Raw genomic sequence first — 15,919 nt, 5'->3', positions numbered from 1 at the left:
TTGATACCGTCAGGTGGCCGGATTGTGCATCTGCGCGTCGATGACCGCCAGCGCCGACATGTTCACGATGCCGCGCACCGTGACCGACGGGGTCAGGATGTGGGCCGGCTTGGCCGCCCCCAGCAGCACCGGCCCGACAGCCAGCCCGTCGCCCAGCACCTTCAGCAGGTTGAAGGAGACATTGGCGCTGTCGCGGTCGGGCATCACCAGCAGGTTGGCCGACCCGTGCAGACGGCTGTTGGGGAAGATACGGGTGCGGATCACCGGGCTGATGGCGGCATCGGCATGCATCTCCCCTTCCACCTCCAGGTCGGGGCAGCGTGCGGCAATGGCCTGAAGGGCCTCCCGCATCTTGATGGCAGAGGGGTCGTTGTGGCTGCCAAAGCTGGAATGCGACAGCAGCGCCACTTTCGGCGCCAGGCCGAAACGCCGCACCTCTTCCGCGGCCAGGTCAGTGATCTCCGCCAGATCGGCGGCCGTGGGGCTGGCATTCACATAGGTGTCGGTCAGGAAGAAGGTGCCACGGTTCAGGATCAGCACGGAGAGAGCCGCCATCACGCGCGCGCCGCGCTTCTTCCCCACCACGTCGTTCACATGCTTCAGGTGCCAGTCGTAAAGGCCGACCGTGCCGCAGATCACGGCATCGGCCTCCCCCTTTTCCACCATCAGGGCGCCGATCACGGTGGGGTTGGTGCGCACCACCTGACGCGCCCGGTCCGGTGAAACGCCACCGCGCTGCATGATCCGGTGATAGGTCTGCCAATAGTCATTATAGGCCGGGTCGTTCTGCGGATCGATCAGGCGGACATTCTCGTCCAGGCGCAGGCGCAGGCCCAGCTTCTCGATACGCCGGGCCACGACCTCGCGGCGGCCAATCAGGATGGGCTGGGCGATGCCATCCTCCAGCACCTGCTGGGCGGCGCGCAGCACGCGCTCCTCTTCCCCCTCGGCATAGGCGACGCGGCGCGGGTCCGCCTTGGCCTTGGCGAAGACGGGCTTCATCAGCAGGCCGGAGCGGAAGACGAACTGGCCCAGTTGCTCGCGATAGGCGTCGAAATCCTGGATGGGACGGGTGGCCACGCCGCTATCCATGGCGGCCTTCGCCACGGCGGGCGCGATTTCCAGGATCAGGCGCGGATCGAAGGGGCGCGGGATCAGGTATTCCGGCCCGAAGCTGGGCGGCGCCTCGCCATAGGCCATGGCCACCACGTCATGCACCTCTGCCTGGGCCAGCCGGGCGATGGCGTTGACGGCAGCGATCTTCATCGCCTCGTTGATGGTGGTGGCCCCGACATCCAGCGCGCCGCGGAAGATGAAGGGGAAGCACAGGACGTTGTTGACCTGATTGGGAAAGTCCGACCGCCCCGTGCCGACGATGGCATCGGGGCGCACGGCCTTCACCTCGTCCGGCATGATCTCAGGCGTCGGATTGGCCAGCGCCATGACGATGGGGTGCGGCCCCATCTTCTTCACCATGTCCTGGGTCAGCACGCGGGGTGCCGACAGGCCCAGGAAGATGTCGGCATCGCCGATGATATCATCCAGAACCCGGGCATTCGTGGCCTTGGCATAGCGTTCCTTGCGCGGGTCCATCAGCTCGGTGCGGCCCTGATAGACCACACCCTTGATGTCGTTGACCCAGATATTCTCCACCGGCAGGCCCATATCGACCAGCAGGTCCAAGCAGGCCAGCGCTGCGGCACCGGCGCCGGAGCAGACCAGCTTGACGGTGGCGAAGTCACGGCCCGTCAGCTTCAGCGCATTGGTGATGGCGGCCGCCACGATGATGGCGGTACCGTGCTGGTCATCATGGAAGACCGGGATCTTCATGCGCTCGCGCAGCGTCTTTTCGACATAGAAGCATTCCGGCGCCTTGATATCCTCCAGGTTGATCCCCCCGAAGGTCGGCTCCAGCGCCGCAATGACATCGACGAGCTTTTCCGGGTCCTTCTCGTTGATCTCGATATCGAACACATCGATGCCGGCAAACTTCTTGAACAGGACGCCCTTGCCCTCCATCACCGGCTTGGACGCCAGCGGGCCGATATCGCCCAGGCCCAGCACGGCGGTGCCGTTGGTAATGACAGCGACCAGATTGCCGCGGCTAGTATATTTGGCGGCGTTCGCCTCATCCTCGACGATCGCCTCGCAGGCATGCGCGACACCCGGGGAATAGGCGAGCGCCAGGTCACGCTGTGTGGCCAGGGGCTTGGTCGGGGTGACGGCGATTTTGCCGGGCGTCGGCAGACGGTGGTAATCGAGTGCCGCGTCGCGGAAGGCGTCGGTCATTTCCTGAATAGCTCCCAGCATCCGAGGGGTCTTTGTTGGGGCCTAGTTAGGCCCGTCCGCCCCGCCCTGTCCAGCCATAGCAGACAGCTTGCCGCCAGGGTCCCGGCGATAAGGGCGCTAGGCTGCGTTGCAGTGATCGGAATGCTGAAAAGACGGACACTTGTTCTGGAAAGCCGGACGGCTGCGACAGGGAGAAGGGCATGGCACGGGCCAAAATGAAAAGGGCGATGCCGGCCGGCATCGCCCTTTTTTCATCGTTCAGCATGGTGCGGCCGAAAAAACTCGAACTTTCACGGGTTGCCCCACAGCGACCTCAACGCTGCGCGTCTACCAATTCCGCCACGGCCGCAAAACACATGCCGGAACACCGCTTCAGGCTGGAAGCCCCCGGCGGTTGGCGGTGGATAGCAAATCGCGGCGGGCGCATCAAGCACCAATCGACATGCCATGAGAAGAACGACAGACCACGCCGGACGCAGTCCAGACCACGCCGGACGCAGTCCCGACCCATGTACGGATTTGACGGGAGGGGTCCGCATGATAGCTTCACGCTCACGTTCCACACCCCCACGGGAGATTGGCGACAATGAACCTCAAGAAAACCCTGCCCGCCGTCCTGATGGCCGCCACCATGCTGACGGGCCTGCCCGCGCTGGCCGATACGGTGGTCGGTCTGGCGGCCCCGCTGACGGGGCCCAATGCCGTATTCGGGGAACAGATGCGGCGCGGCGCCGAAATGGCCGTGAACGACATCAATGCCAGGGGCGGCGTGCTGGGTGAGAAGCTGGTGCTGGTCAACCTGGACGATGCCTCCAACCCCAGCCAGGGGGTGGCCATCGCCAACCGCCTGGCCACGCAGGGCGGCGTGGCCGCATTCGGTAATTTCAATTCCGCCGTCTCCATCCCGTCGGCCCGCGTCTATGCGGACGAAGGGATCGTGATGATCAGCCCGGCTTCCACGAACCCGCAGCTCACCGAACAGGGGCTGGATACCGTATTCCGCACCTGCGGCCGGGACGATCAGCAGGGCGATGTGGCCGCCGCCTGGCTTCTGAAGCATCACAAGGACGGCAAGGTGGCCGTCATCCACGACCAGACCACCTATGGCCGTGGCCTGGCGGAAGCAACTCGCGCCGCCCTGCGCAAGGGCGGCAAGAACGAGGCGATGTTCGATGCCGTCAATGTCGGCGACCGCGACATGTCGGCCCTGGTCACCAAGATGAAGGATGCCGGCATCGACATCGTCTATTTCGGCGGGCTGCATACGGAGGCCGGCCTGCTGGTGCGTCAGATGGCCGATGCCGGCCTGAAGGCCGTGTTCATGTCGGGGGACGGTATCGTCAACCAGGAATTCTGGAACATCGCCGGCCCGTCGGGTGAAGGCACGCTGGTGACCTTCGGCAATGAATACCGCGACAAGCCCGAAGCAGCCGACGTTGTGAAGCGCTTCCGCGATGGCGGGTTCGAACCGGAAGCCTATACGCTTTACACCTATGCCGCCGTCCAGGTCTGGGCCGCGGGTGCCGTGAAGGCCAAGTCGGTGGATGCCGAAAAGGTGGCCGCCGCCATGCGGGATGGTGAATATACCACCGTGATCGGTCCGCTCTCCTTCGATGATAAGGGCGATCGCAAGGTCACCGACTATGTCGTCTACCGCTGGTCCAACGGCAAGTACGCCCCCATTCCGGGGCAGTGATCCACTCACAATCACCAGGCCCGGCATCCGCCGGGCCTGGTCCCCGGAAAGCGGGATCGCCGGTCAGGCAGCGCTGGTCAGGTCGACCTGGAAGGACGGCGGGTTCTTCAGCGTCTGATAGATGACGCAATAGCGTTCCGTCAGCTTCAGCAGCGTGGCCCGCTGTTCATCCGTCAGGTCGCCCTGCAGGTCGAAGGACAGGCGGATATCCTTGAACCCGACGGGCGCATCCTTGGCAACACCCAGTGTGCCCCGGAAATCAAGGTCGCCCTCGGCCCGGACCGTGCCGCCGGCAACATTCAGGCCCAGCGCCGTGGCCACGGCCTTCAGCGTCACGCCGGCGCAGGCGACCAGGGCCTCCAGCAGCATGTCGCCGGAACAGGCGAAGCTGCCCGGTCCGCCGGTGGCGGGGTGCAGGCCCGCCTCCACCAGCGCACGGCCCGTATCGACCTTGCAGACGACATTCTCGCTGTCCAGTTCGCCCGCGGCCTTCAGCGTGACGATGGCGGCGGTCGCCTCGTCCTTGTAACGCTGCTTCAGCGGGGCCTGCAGGCTGCGCAGATCATCGGCATTCATGAATCGTTCCTCGTTTGGCTTCGTTTGGCTTCAGGCGTCGTCAGATGGCGTAATCGGGCTGCACCGTGCCGGGGTGGCGCGCATTGCGCAACTCCTGCAGCAGCCGGGCCCGCCAGCCCGGAAAACTGTCATGTTCGCGCCGGCCCCGGCGGGGCAGGCCGACATGATAGTCGCCATGGATGCGCCCCGGCGTGCCGCCCAGCACGACCACGCGATCGGCCAGGGCCAGCGCCTCCTCGATATCATGGGTGACCAGGATCAGGGTCGGCCGCTCATCCTCGGCATAGGCGTCCCAGACATCCAGCAGATGGTCCTGCAATTCCATGCGGATCAGGGCGTCCAGCGCACTGAACGGCTCGTCCAGCAGCAAGACCTCCGGCCGCGTCACCAGCGCGCGGGCGATGGCCACACGCTGGGCCATGCCGCCCGACAATTGCCGCGGCAGCGCCCGGGCGAAGGCCGACAGGTTGACGCGGGCCAGCACCTCGCCCACCCGCGACGCCCGTTCGGCCCTGGAAAGCCCCTTCAGCCCGAAGGCGACATTGGCCGAAATGTCCAGCCAGGGCATGAGACGCGGTTCCTGGAAGACCACCCCGATTTCCGGCCTTGGTCCCGTCACGGGCGTGCCGTCCAGTTCGACCTGGCCGTTGCTGACATTGTCCAGCCCGGCGACAAGGCGCAGCAGCGTGCTCTTGCCGCACCCCGACCCGCCCACGATGGCCAGGATTTCCCCGCGTTCAACGGAAAGGCCGATGCCCCGGATGGCGACATAGCCGTTGGCATAGCGCTTTTCGACATTGGTCAGGCGCAGCATGACGGGTTCCCTTCGCTCAGCGCTTCGACTTGAAACCATCCTGCCAGGCGACCAGCGGCGCCGTGGCGCGGGCCAGTGCCAGATCAGTCAGCTTGCCCAGGACAGCGAACAGCACGATGGCGCCCAGGATGACGGGCGTGCGCCCCGTCATCTGCCCGTCGATCAGCAGATAGCCCAGGCCCTCGCTGGCCCCCATGAACTCTGCCGCCACCACGAACATCCAGCCCAGCCCCAGGCCCGACCGCAGGCCAATGACATAGGTCGGCAGGCTGGCCGGCAACAGCACCCGCCAGACCAGTTCCAGCGGCGAGAAGCGATAGGCCCGCGCCACCTCCACCAGCTTGCGGTCCACCTCGTGGATGGCGCTGGCCAGGTTGAGATAGACGGGGAAGAAGACGCCGACGGCGATCAGCAGCACCTTCGATGTCTCGAAAATGCCGAACCACAGGATGAATAGCGGCACCCAGGCAATCGAAGGGATATTGCGCAAGGCCTGCAGCATCGGGTCCAGAAGCCGGCGGGCCAGGGTGGAATAGCCCGTCAGGGCTCCCATGGCCGTACCCGCCGCCACACCCAGCCCGAAGCCGACCAGCACCCGCCACAAAGTGGCCCAGACATGCATCCACAGGTCGCCGCTGGCCGCCAGATCCGCCACGGCCACCAGCACGGTGGACGGGGCCGGCAGCAGCTTGGCCGATATCCAGCCCAGATGCGCCGCCCCTTCCCATGCCGCCAGAAGGCCGACCGGCACCTCAAGTCCCAGGACGGCCCCGCCGAACCGGTCCCACCGGGAGGCGTCCGGCATCCGGCCGCCTCCCTGTCCCGCATCACTCATCCCATACTTCCTTCGACCCCGTTATCGCCGCCGCCGTCACGGCGCCGTCAGGCTGGCGCTGAAGGACGGATCGATCAGGGCGTCGGTGACGGCCTTCACACCCACGTCGGCGGCGATGATGCCGGCTTCCTGCAAGGCCAGTCCTGCCTTCAGGATCGTATCATGCTGCGTGGCACCAATGGCACTGTGCGACAGGTCGGTGCGTTCCAACTGGCGGCCGGCCACCTCCGGCGTCAGGCTGGCGGCCTTGGCCAGCGTGGCGGCCAGTTCCGCCGGATTGGCCAGGGCATGGGCCCGCGCCTTCTCATAAAGCTTCAGCACGCGGGCGACGATCTGCGGATGCGCGGCGGCGAAATCCTCCCGCACATTCAGCACACCCCAGGTATTGAGATCCGGCGCACGGTAGAACAGGCGCGACCCTTCCAGCAGTTCGGTCTGGGCCATCATCGGGTCCAGGCCGGCCCAGGCGTCCACCGCCCCCTGTTCCAGCGCCAGACGGCCATCGGCATGCTGGAGCAGGACGGTACGGATATCCCGCTCCGTCAGGCCATGATCGGCCAGGGCCCGCAACAGGAAGATATAGGGGTCGGTGCCGCGCGTCACCGCCACCCGCTTGCCCTTCAGGTCTTCGACCTTGGTGATGGGGCTGTCCTTGCGGGCGACCAGGGCGGTCCATTCCGGCTTGGAATAGACGTAGATCGACTTGATCGGCCCGCCATTGATGCGGGCCAGCAGGGCAGCGGCACCAGCGGTGGAGCCAAAATCCACACCCTTGGCGTTCAGGAATTCGATGGCCTTGTTGGACCCCTGGCTCTGCACCCAGCGCACCCGGATGCCGTCGCGGCCAAATTCCTCTTCCACCCAGCCCTTGTCCTTCAGGATCAGCGAGACGGGATTGTAATAGGCCCAGTCCAGCGTCACGGTGCCGGGATCGGCCGCCATGACCGTGCCCGACGGCAACAGGGCGGCACCGGCCAGCGCAATGCCGGCAACAAGGGACAGGAAGGAACGACGCAACATCAGGCTACTCCCTCTGGCTTAACGGCCATTACTGGACCCCGTGGGCGCCTTTGGCACGCCCAGCGTGGAATTTCAAGCGCGCCAGCAATTTGGCTTCAAACCGGCGTCGTCGAATAAAATTATTACCCATTTATCGTGCGTCAAATAGAATTTTTCACATCCCTCCTGCGTTGTACATTTCGAAAAATGCCATTGCCTAATCCCCGACCTTTCGGCCTAAGGCTGCAACAGCCGGTTGGATGAGTTGCTAAGGAGGGGACAATCCGGTATCCCCTTCAATAAGCACATACTCTTGATGGCATCCTGCCACTGGGGAAGGAAGCTGTGAGGATTCAAGATACCGATGATCCCGTTATCCGATTCTCCTGTCCGTGTCCTCATTGTGGAGGATGATGCACTTGTAGCGTTGGGCGTGCGCCTGACATTGACGGAATTAGGGTACTACGTCGTCGGTATTGCAGCATCGGAGCTGGAAGCCCTGTCCATTACAGCCCTGGAAGAACCACATCTGGCACTGATGGATATCCGCCTGCGCGGGGCCAATGATGGCGTGCAGGTCGCGCGGCGCCTGTGGCTGGAACAAGGCGTGCGCAGCATCTTTCTGTCCGCCTATGCCGATGAACAGACGATGGAGCGGGTGGCACAGGCCAAGCCGCTTGGATTCGTGCAGAAACCCTATTCGGCCCAGCAACTCCGCACGGCGCTGGACCTTGCCTGCCAACGGCTGCAGCTCAAGGGTTCGACTGATCCAAGCCCTTGAAACTCCTTCACAAGGGCACGGGATTGCCACATTTCGACCCCATGATGGCAATCGATTTGACCGCGTTGAGGGCAGGTTGCCGGTTAAATGATCAACGGCGGTAAAAAAATCCATCGACGTTGTTGTCAACAAACCCTTAACGCTTCAAGGTGCGTATGTTGAAGCGTACCCGGTAACGGGGGGATGGGCCCTCGCGTACCGGTCACATAAAAGCGAAGGAGCGAAAAATGCGCGTGCTTCCCCTGGTTCTTTCTGGCCTGATGGTTATGGGCCTGGCCGCCTGTGGCCAGGACAAGTCGAAGGAGGCGGCACCGGCAGCCCCCGCCGAGGCGCCGGTCGTTGAGCCGACCCCCGCGCCCGCTCCGGTTCCGGAAGAAGCCGCCCCCATGACCGAGGAAGCCCCGGCCGATGTGCCGGCCGAAGCCCCGGTTGAGGGTGAGACCGTGCCGTCCGAGCCCGCGCCGGACACCACGACCCCGCCGCCGGAAGGCAACTAATTCTCCATCATCGGGAAACCGGGTGGAACGGGAGGGCCGGATACCGTCGGGGTGTCCGGCCCTTTCGCTATTCAGACCGTCCCTATTCAGAATGCCCGCCGGATCACCCCCAAGGCTTCAGCCGTTACCCTTCTCATACCCAGTCCCGGTGATCGCAACCGATCACCGGCCTCAATCGCCGGCGCCCACATCCGTTGGCTTGTGTTTTCGAAATGTCAGTAAGATGTGTGATCGCCGGCCGGGGCATGCCCCGGCCGGCGATCCGTCCGGAAGACCGCTCCGTGGAAAGGTAGATCATACACCGTAGCCAAGCATGGTTCTCCGGTCGGCCCCTTCATTGACCCGAACAGTTGCTTGGGGTTGCAGCCCCGTACGTGCAAGGCAGGGAGTATGAAGATGGCACAACAGGACTCTATCATCGCCCTGGACGTCAGCAAGGCCCGTCTGGACGGGTTGGATGCCGAGACAGGAGAGGCTTTCCAAGTCGAGAATGCCGAGGCTGGTTACAGTCTCCTTCGGCGACGGTGTGGCAAGCGCGCCGTGCAGGTCGTCCTGGAAGCCAGTGGTGGCTATGAGCGGCCGGTCATGGAGGCTTTATCGAAAGCCGGCATTCCCGTCCGCCTCGTCGATCCTCGCAAGGTCCGGCATTTTGCCAGGGCGCATGGACGCTGGGCCAAGAATGACCGGCTGGATGCCCGGATGATCGCCGCCTATGCCCAGGCGATCCCCGGAGCCGCCTACCAACCCGATCCGGAACGGGAGGTCCTGGCGGAACTGGCCACCTACCGGCGCCAGTTGCTCGACGAGCAGACCATGGTCAGGAACCAGGCCCAGACCCTGGCGGATCCGGAACTGCGCCGCTTGGCCAAGCGGCGCCTGGATGCCATCGCCCTGCTGATCCTGCGCCTCGACAAGCGCATTGCCGAGCAGATCGCGGCATCCAAAACCTTGAAGGTCAACGACAACCTGCTCCAGTCCATTCCTGCTGTCGGGCCGGTGCTGGCGGCCACCCTGCTGGCCCATATGCCGGAGTTGGGCACACTGACACGACATCAGGTCGCCGCCCTGGCCGGCGTTGCCCCGATGGATAACCAGAGCGGCAAACGCGATGGCCCGCGCAGCATCTACGGTGGAAGGCCCGTTGTCCGAACCGTCCTTTACATGGCTGCCGTCGTCGCCAGTCGGCGAAATCCACCCTTGGCCGCCTTCTATAAAAAACTCATCGCCGCTGGAAAGAAGCCAAAGGTTGCCCTCGTTGCCATCATGCGAAAGATCGTCGTCCTCGCCAATGCCATCATCCGCGATCAGAGAACTTACGCCGCATGAAAACAGTTGCTTGGCTACGCCGCACGTGCGGCGCGTCGGCGGTCGCCGCCGTACCAGCTCCCGGTGAGTTGCACTCACCGGGAGCTGGTATCACGCCGCAGGCGGGCCCAATAATCCAGCCGTTTGCGCACCTCCCGCTCGAAACCGCGTTCCACAGGGCGGTAGAAAGGCCGGCGGTCCATCCCCTCGGGAAAATAGTTCTGCCCGCTGAACCCCTCGGGCGTGTCGTGATCGTAATTGTAGCCGTGGCCATAGCCCAACTGCTTCATCAGTTTGGTCGGCGCATTCAGAATGTGCTTGGGCGGCGACAGGCTGCCCGTTTCCTTGGCGGCGCGCGCAGCCTCCTTATACGCCGTGTAGGCCGCGTTTGATTTCGGCGCCGTGCCCAGATAGATCACCAGTTGTGCGATGGCCAGTTCCCCTTCGGGGCTGCCAAGACGCTCATAGGCTTCCCAGGCGGCGGTTGCCTGGGTCAGGGCGGCAGGATCGGCCATGCCGATATCCTCCACCGCGAACCGCGTCAGCCGCCGGGCGATGTATCGCGGATCCTCTCCCCCAGCCAGCATGCGGGCATACCAGTAAAGGGCGGCATCCGTGTCCGATCCGCGCAGCGACTTGTGCAGGGCAGAAATGAGGTTGTAATGGCCTTCCTGCGCCTTGTCGTATAGCGGCATGCGCCGCTGCACGGCGGCGGCCAGACCGTTATTGTCCAGCATCGTGCCTTCCGGCAGGGCGAACAACTCCTCGCACAGGTTAAGGCAATAGCGGCCGTCACCGTCCGCCAGTGCCTTGACGGCGGCCCGGGCGTCGGGGTCGAGCGGCAGGGGCCGCCCCTCCTCCGCCTCCGCACGCGCCAGCAGCAATTCCAGGGCCGCATCGTCCAGCCGGTTCAGCACGAAGACCTGCGCCCGCGACAGCAGGGCGGCGTTCAATTCAAAACTGGGATTTTCCGTTGTCGCCCCGACCAGGGTTACGGTCCCATCCTCCACATAAGGCAGGAACCCGTCCTGCTGCGCCCGGTTGAACCGGTAAATCTCGTCGATGAACAGCAGGGTGCCCTGCCCGCCCTGCCGCCGGGTCCTGGCCGCCTCGAACACCCGCCGCAGATCGGCAACACCGCTGAAGATTGCCGAAAGGGGTTCGAAATGCAGGTCGGTCGTCTGGGCCAGCAGGCGCGCCAGCGTCGTCTTGCCGCAGCCGGGCGGGCCCCACAGGATCATGGAGACCAGCCGCCGGGACCCGATCATCCTCCCGATAGGGCCATCGGGCCGCAGCAGATGGTCCTGGCCGACCATCTGGTCCAGGCTTTGCGGACGCAATCGGTCTGCCAGGGGCCTGGGCGCCTGTGCTTCAAACAAACCTGCCACCCTATCCGTTCCCATGGCCATGGCGATCCCGTTCCGTTCCCTTATTTCAGATGGGGGACGGGCTGCGCAATGTCCATCCCGCCCTGTCGGCGCCGTCGCCGGACGGTATCAGGATGGGGGCTGCGCCGGGGTGGCCGGGGCCGCGGCGGGGGGCGGCGCGGCCGCTTCCTGCCGGGCCGTGCGGTAATTGTCCAGGAAATTGCGGAACAGGTCGATTTCCGTAATGCGTGAGCGGATGGTGGCGGCATCGGCCAGCCCCGCCGCTTCCTCCGGCCGGGTCAGCAGGCGGAATGTGTTGGCATCCCTGGAATTTTCCATAGCAGGGCCGAAATCACGGCGCAACGTCTCCAGCCCGGCATTGTCCTGTGCCAGCGACAGCGCGATGGCATGGTTGATCACCAGCCCGGCCGTCTGTGGTTCCAGCGCCGCGCCCGCGGCCGGCGGCGGGCCGATCAGATCACCCAGAGCCGCCGCCGCGGCCGGCCATTGGCGGTCACGCATCGCGATATCGACGCGAAGCAGATTGGCATTGTGCGACTGGTCTGTCGCCAGCAACTGCACGGCGTCCGCCCCCTTGCCCGTCTGCGACAGGGCGCGGGCACGCAGAAGCTTGCGCTCCTCCACCAGTTCAGGGGGCAGCCCGTCCACCAAACTCTTGTCCAGGGCGGCGATGGCGTCATCGGGCTTGCCATCCAGCAGGCGGATACCGGCCAGCCGCGCCCCGACCTGGGCCTTTTCGGTTCCCGTCAGCCGATACTGCACCTGATGGTCCAGCAACTGGGCCGCCCGGTCCAGCAGATCGATCTCCACCAGCCGTTCGGCCAGACGGCGGATGATCCTGTCGCCATCCGGACCAGGCGGGGTCAGTTCCCGATATTGTTCATAGAGCGCAAGAGCCTCCACGGCCGACATGCTGGCCGCGCCGTCATTGGCGAACAGATTCGTGAAGGTCCGCGTCAGGTCGGATGCGATCTCTCCTGCGTCCCTGGTATTGGGGAACTGCGAGATGGTCTGCCGCATCGTATCGAAGGCCTGGGGATAATTCCCGGCCAGCGCATGCACCTCGCCGATCCGGCGCAGATTGGACAATTCCAGGGCGTCACCACGCCAGGCGAAGCGCAATGTCTCCATCTGCCGGGCGGCCTCCTTGGGCTCCATCCGGCCCAGGTCCAGCGCGGTGTCGATATAATCGCGCTTGCCACGCATGGCATAGAGCCGGTCGCGCCCTTCCTGCGCACTGGCGAAATAGGGCAAAGCCTTCTCATTATCGCCCAGGGCCCGGAACACGGCGCCACGGAAATACTGCACCGCCGCGGCCTGAGGCCCTGTTTCCCCACCCCGCTTGGCGACACGGTCCATGATCGATGCGGCTTGGTCGGGGTGCCCGGCCTTCAACGCCGCGTCCGTGGCGGACAGGGCGAGGCCGGTGTAAAACGGCTCCGGATAGCGGTCCAGCAACTCCCTGTTCTGGGTGAACAGAGTGTTGGCCCCGTCGAAATCCTGCTGACCGGCCAGGGCGGCGGCCCGCCACAGGGCCGCGTCGGGTTCCGCAGACAATTGCCGGTTGGAAAGATCGGCCTGTGCGCCTGCGTAATCGCCCGTCAAGGCGCGGCCGATACCGCGCACGGCCAGAAATTCCGGCCGGCGGTCGACATCGGGCTGCAATTCCTGCACCCGCGACAGCATCCCCAGCGCCTCATAGCCCAGCCCGTTGGCCAGATAGAAGCGTGCAATGTCCAACCGCCCGCGCGTGCGTTCCGCCTCTGGCATGGCAGCCAGCCGGTCCCAGCGTTCCTGTCGCGCACGGGTGAAGTCACGCAAGGGGACCTGTCCCCAGCGCTGAAAATCGAACAGCCTCTCCTCCTCCGCCGCGGGCGGCGGGGGTGGAACGGCGACCTGCACGTCGGCCGCGGGCGACAGGGTCAGCCCACCGGGAACGGAAACCTCCACCCCCTCGCGCACGGGCTGGACCAGCAGACGATCATCCAGCGGGCGGACGACGATGCCCTGCAGCGTGGGCAGGAACTGTACCTCCGCATAGCGCAGCGGAACCGGCATATGCGATCCCGGCTGCGGCAGCGGCACCACCTTCAGCATGTCACCAACCACAGGATCATGGAAGGCCAGCACCGTTCCCGCGTCCGGGGCCGCTACCACCAGCCGGGAGCCCAGCGCGAAATCCAGGTCCGGTTCAGGCGTCAGAATATGGTCATCGGGACCGTCGGGCACCGCCGAGGGGGGCTGGCCGTTTGTACGGGACAATAGCAGCCGCCATGCCGTTCCATCCCGCTGCACTGAGGCCTGCATCAGCGCCGGCATCGGAAATCTGAACCCCGCACCGTCCGGCACGTCCAGCCGGTCGATACTGACCGGCAGTTCCGGCGGGGGGGCCGGCACCGCACCGTCGGGAATTTCCCCGTCGAACAGCACATGCAGGAAGCCCGCACGTTCAAAGACGGCAGCGGACCGCGCCACCTTGGGATCAAAGACCAGGACCACCGGGGCCGCCGCCGCTTCCACCGCTGTTGCTGCCGGCTCGACCACCGGTGCCGGCGCCGGCACGGGTGAAGCCAGCGGCGCCGGCGTAACGGGTGTCGCCGCGGCGGCCGACGGGGCCGATGCCGCGGTGCCGGATGGTGATGCCCCGGGGCCGGAGGATGCCGCTGGTCCGGGTGCTGCGGTTTGTGCTGGCGGCGGCACAAGGGCCGTGGGAGCACCCGTGGCCGCCTGCTGCGCCGGCGGGGTGATGGCACCGGGGGCCGGCCGGCCGCGCATTTCGTACAGCGGTGCCCCTTCGCGCACGCCACGCGGGTCGGCCGCCGGAGGGGCGGCGGCAGTGGTAGCAGCGGCAGGGGCGGCGGATGCCGGAGCCGTCGTCGCCGCGGCGGGATTGGTCGGCCGGGCGATGGCGCCGGGTGGCGGCCTGTCCAGCACATCGACAACGATGCGGTTGCCCACCCGGCTGTCCTTGAGGCCGGCCCCGGCAGGAATGTCGAAGCGCAGGGTCACCGCGCCGTCACCGGCCGTCTGCGACAACCCGGCGATACGGCTGGGCCGCGCCCGTGCGACCGCTGCCAGATCCAATTCTGCCGGCACGGGAAAGCGGATCGAAACCGCCGTACCATTCTGTTCCACACTATAGGGCGTGGACCGGGGCCAGTCGAAGACAAGCCGGCTGTAGGTCGGATGCACACCGCTGCGCACAGGCACCCGCAGCGCGGGCGCGGCGGCCGGGGCCGGCGGGTTCTCAGCCGGCGCCGGGATGGATTGCTGCGCCGCGGACGGTGGTGCTGCCAGCAGCGCGCCCAGAGCCACGCCCAACACCAATGCCCGCCGCAATCGAAGACGCCCGGCCATCATGGCGTCACCCCATGTTCACGGACGACCAGATCGACGCGCCTGGCCTGTGGCGACACACGCCCGCCCGACCGTCCATCGCCATGACCGCGCACCGTGATATCCCGCAGATAGCCGGCGGCCCGCAGCGCCTCGGCCACCGATTGGGCACGCGCCAGCGACAATTCCCAGTTGCTGGGCCAACGGCTGCCGGCCGGCAGTGCATCGGCATGACCGACGACATCGACGGCATTGCCGATATTGGCTGCCACCCCCCCCATGACGAACATGGCCTGCCGGCCGCGCGCCGACAGGGTGGCATCGCCGGGCGCGAACAGCAGGTCAGCCGGCATGGACAGGACCAGCGAGCCGTCGATACGGTCGATGCGCACATCGGCCAGCTCGGGATTGCCCGCCATCTGGCTTTCGAACACGCGGCCCAGATAACCCAGGTCGATGGCCTTGCCACGATCCAGGCTGGCGGCGGAAAAGGCGGCCTCCGGCCTCTCCTCGCCCTCCTGCGCCGGCGTGGCCCCCGGCACGCCCGCGGCCAGCGCCTGGTAACGGGCCGGATCAGGCTCGGACATGGCGTAAAGCATGACGAAAAAGGTCAGCAGCAGGCAGATCAGATCGGTGAAGGTCACCAGCCAGGCACGTCCGGCCACCGTGTCAGGTGCCGCGAAACTGAACAGGGCCGGGGAACGGCGGTCGCGCATCACTGGCCCCCCGACCCGTGGATCGTGAATAGCAGCCGCATGCCGCCCGCCCTTTGTCCCTTCTCCAGCCCGACCGACAGGGATGGGGCATCGGCCCCCAACGCCGTCAGGGCCCGGGCCAGCGAACCGGCCCGCGCGACAAGGGGGCCCGTGTCGGCATCATCGGGTGCGGCGAACAATATCTCCGCCCGCACCGCCACACCCGATCCGCGCGGTTCCAGCACGCGCGCGATGCGGTCCATCAACCCCTGCTGATCAGGCCTGATCGATTGCCCGTCACCGGAGAACAGGGCCGCGGCCGGCAAGGCGATGAACAGGGTCCCCGCCTCCTGCCCGGCCTCCACCTTGGCCAGGGGCAGTTCGGCCCGGATCAGGTCTCCCAGGTCCCGCACCGCGCGCGCCGCCTCGCGCAGCGACTGCTGCCGGTCTCCGGGCGCCCCGGTCAGCAGCGCCTGGCTGGAAAAGGCGTCATCCACGCTGCGGATGACAGCGCCCACCTTCTCATCATGGAAATGCGAAACACTGTTCAGCAGGATGAAGAAGGCCAGCAGCAGGATGAACAGGCCCAGATACAAAAGCTGCCCCCCCTGCCCGCCGCCGCCCTGGCCATCGCCGGGCGCGGCGAACCGCACGGGAACCGCGATGTCAGGATCGGATCGGTCGGATGGGAGCGGGCCGGGCATTCAT

Annotated in this window: 13 protein-coding genes and 1 tRNA gene; 4 read left to right on the top strand and 10 right to left on the bottom strand. The window is 65.9% G+C overall.

The genetic code is table 11. The features are described from left to right. Nucleotides 1-9: 9 nt before the first annotated feature. Both ABC728_RS22085 and ABC728_RS22080 read right to left on the bottom strand, forming a co-directional pair. Nucleotides 10-2,289, bottom strand: a complete 2,280-nt coding sequence (locus ABC728_RS22085; protein ID WP_416621362.1) for an NADP-dependent malic enzyme — start codon at nt 2,287-2,289, stop codon at nt 10-12. Between the two features lie 264 nt (nt 2,290-2,553). Further along, nucleotides 2,554-2,638 (bottom strand) — tRNA-Leu (locus ABC728_RS22080). 237 nt (nt 2,639-2,875) lie between these two features. Between ABC728_RS22080 and ABC728_RS22075 the strand changes: the two genes are divergently transcribed. Continuing rightward, on the top strand, nt 2,876-3,985 hold the full coding sequence (locus ABC728_RS22075) for a branched-chain amino acid ABC transporter substrate-binding protein (protein WP_416621361.1): 1,110 nt from the start codon (nt 2,876-2,878) through the stop codon (nt 3,983-3,985). 63 nt (nt 3,986-4,048) lie between these two features. On the opposite strand, the gene ABC728_RS22070 is transcribed toward ABC728_RS22075, so the two are convergent. The 4 genes from ABC728_RS22070 to ABC728_RS22055 form a co-directional block, all read right to left on the bottom strand. Continuing rightward, a complete protein-coding gene (locus tag ABC728_RS22070) occupies nt 4,049-4,561 on the bottom strand; it encodes an OsmC family protein (protein WP_416621360.1) in 513 nt (170 codons plus the stop codon). 40 nt (nt 4,562-4,601) lie between these two features. Then, the gene (locus ABC728_RS22065) at nt 4,602-5,375 is read right to left on the bottom strand and encodes an ABC transporter ATP-binding protein (RefSeq protein ID WP_416621359.1); all 774 of its coding nucleotides are present in this window, start codon (nt 5,373-5,375) and stop codon (nt 4,602-4,604) included. A gap of 16 nt (nt 5,376-5,391) precedes the next feature. Continuing rightward, complete coding sequence (locus tag ABC728_RS22060; protein ID WP_416621358.1) at nt 5,392-6,180, bottom strand: ABC transporter permease; 789 nt, start codon at nt 6,178-6,180, stop codon at nt 5,392-5,394. A 66-nt stretch (nt 6,181-6,246) separates the two neighbouring features. Then, nucleotides 6,247-7,230 (bottom strand): aliphatic sulfonate ABC transporter substrate-binding protein, encoded by a 984-nt coding sequence (locus ABC728_RS22055; RefSeq protein WP_416621357.1) that lies wholly within the window; start codon nt 7,228-7,230, stop codon nt 6,247-6,249. Nucleotides 7,231-7,573: 343 nt separating this feature from the next. On the opposite strand from ABC728_RS22055, the gene ABC728_RS22050 reads away from it, so the two are divergent. From ABC728_RS22050 to ABC728_RS22040, 3 genes are all read left to right on the top strand, one after another. After that, nucleotides 7,574-7,990, top strand: coding sequence for a response regulator (locus ABC728_RS22050; protein WP_416621356.1), 417 nt, complete (start codon nt 7,574-7,576; stop codon nt 7,988-7,990). A gap of 227 nt (nt 7,991-8,217) precedes the next feature. Further along, entirely contained in the window at nt 8,218-8,487 is a 270-nt protein-coding gene (locus ABC728_RS22045; RefSeq protein WP_416621355.1) for a hypothetical protein, read from the top strand. 390 nt (nt 8,488-8,877) lie between these two features. Further along, complete coding sequence (locus tag ABC728_RS22040; protein WP_445376291.1) at nt 8,878-9,813, top strand: IS110 family transposase; 936 nt, start codon at nt 8,878-8,880, stop codon at nt 9,811-9,813. 74 nt (nt 9,814-9,887) lie between these two features. Here ABC728_RS22040 and ABC728_RS22035 read toward each other — a convergent pair whose 3' ends face one another. The 4 genes from ABC728_RS22035 to ABC728_RS22020 all read right to left on the bottom strand — a co-directional run bounded on the left by ABC728_RS22035 (nt 9,888) and on the right by ABC728_RS22020 (nt 15,915). After that, the gene (locus tag ABC728_RS22035) at nt 9,888-11,195 is read right to left on the bottom strand and encodes a replication-associated recombination protein A (RefSeq protein ID WP_445376662.1); all 1,308 of its coding nucleotides are present in this window, start codon (nt 11,193-11,195) and stop codon (nt 9,888-9,890) included. 93 nt (nt 11,196-11,288) lie between these two features. Further along, complete coding sequence (locus tag ABC728_RS22030) at nt 11,289-14,540, bottom strand: tetratricopeptide repeat protein (RefSeq protein WP_416617278.1); 3,252 nt, start codon at nt 14,538-14,540, stop codon at nt 11,289-11,291. After that, entirely contained in the window at nt 14,537-15,232 is a 696-nt protein-coding gene (locus tag ABC728_RS22025; RefSeq protein WP_416617279.1) for an OmpA/MotB family protein, read from the bottom strand. Before ABC728_RS22025 ends, ABC728_RS22030 begins: the two co-directional genes overlap by 4 nt. After that, nucleotides 15,232-15,915 (bottom strand): hypothetical protein, encoded by a 684-nt coding sequence (locus ABC728_RS22020; protein WP_416617280.1) that lies wholly within the window; start codon nt 15,913-15,915, stop codon nt 15,232-15,234. The genes ABC728_RS22025 and ABC728_RS22020 overlap by 1 nt, the downstream gene beginning before the upstream one ends. Nucleotides 15,916-15,919: the final 4 nt, after the last annotated feature.

The sequence above is a fragment of the Niveispirillum fermenti genome (genome assembly GCF_052474395.1).
The sequence above is the reverse complement of the archived record's forward strand: the minus strand, read 5'-3'. Positions and strand labels throughout refer to the sequence as shown.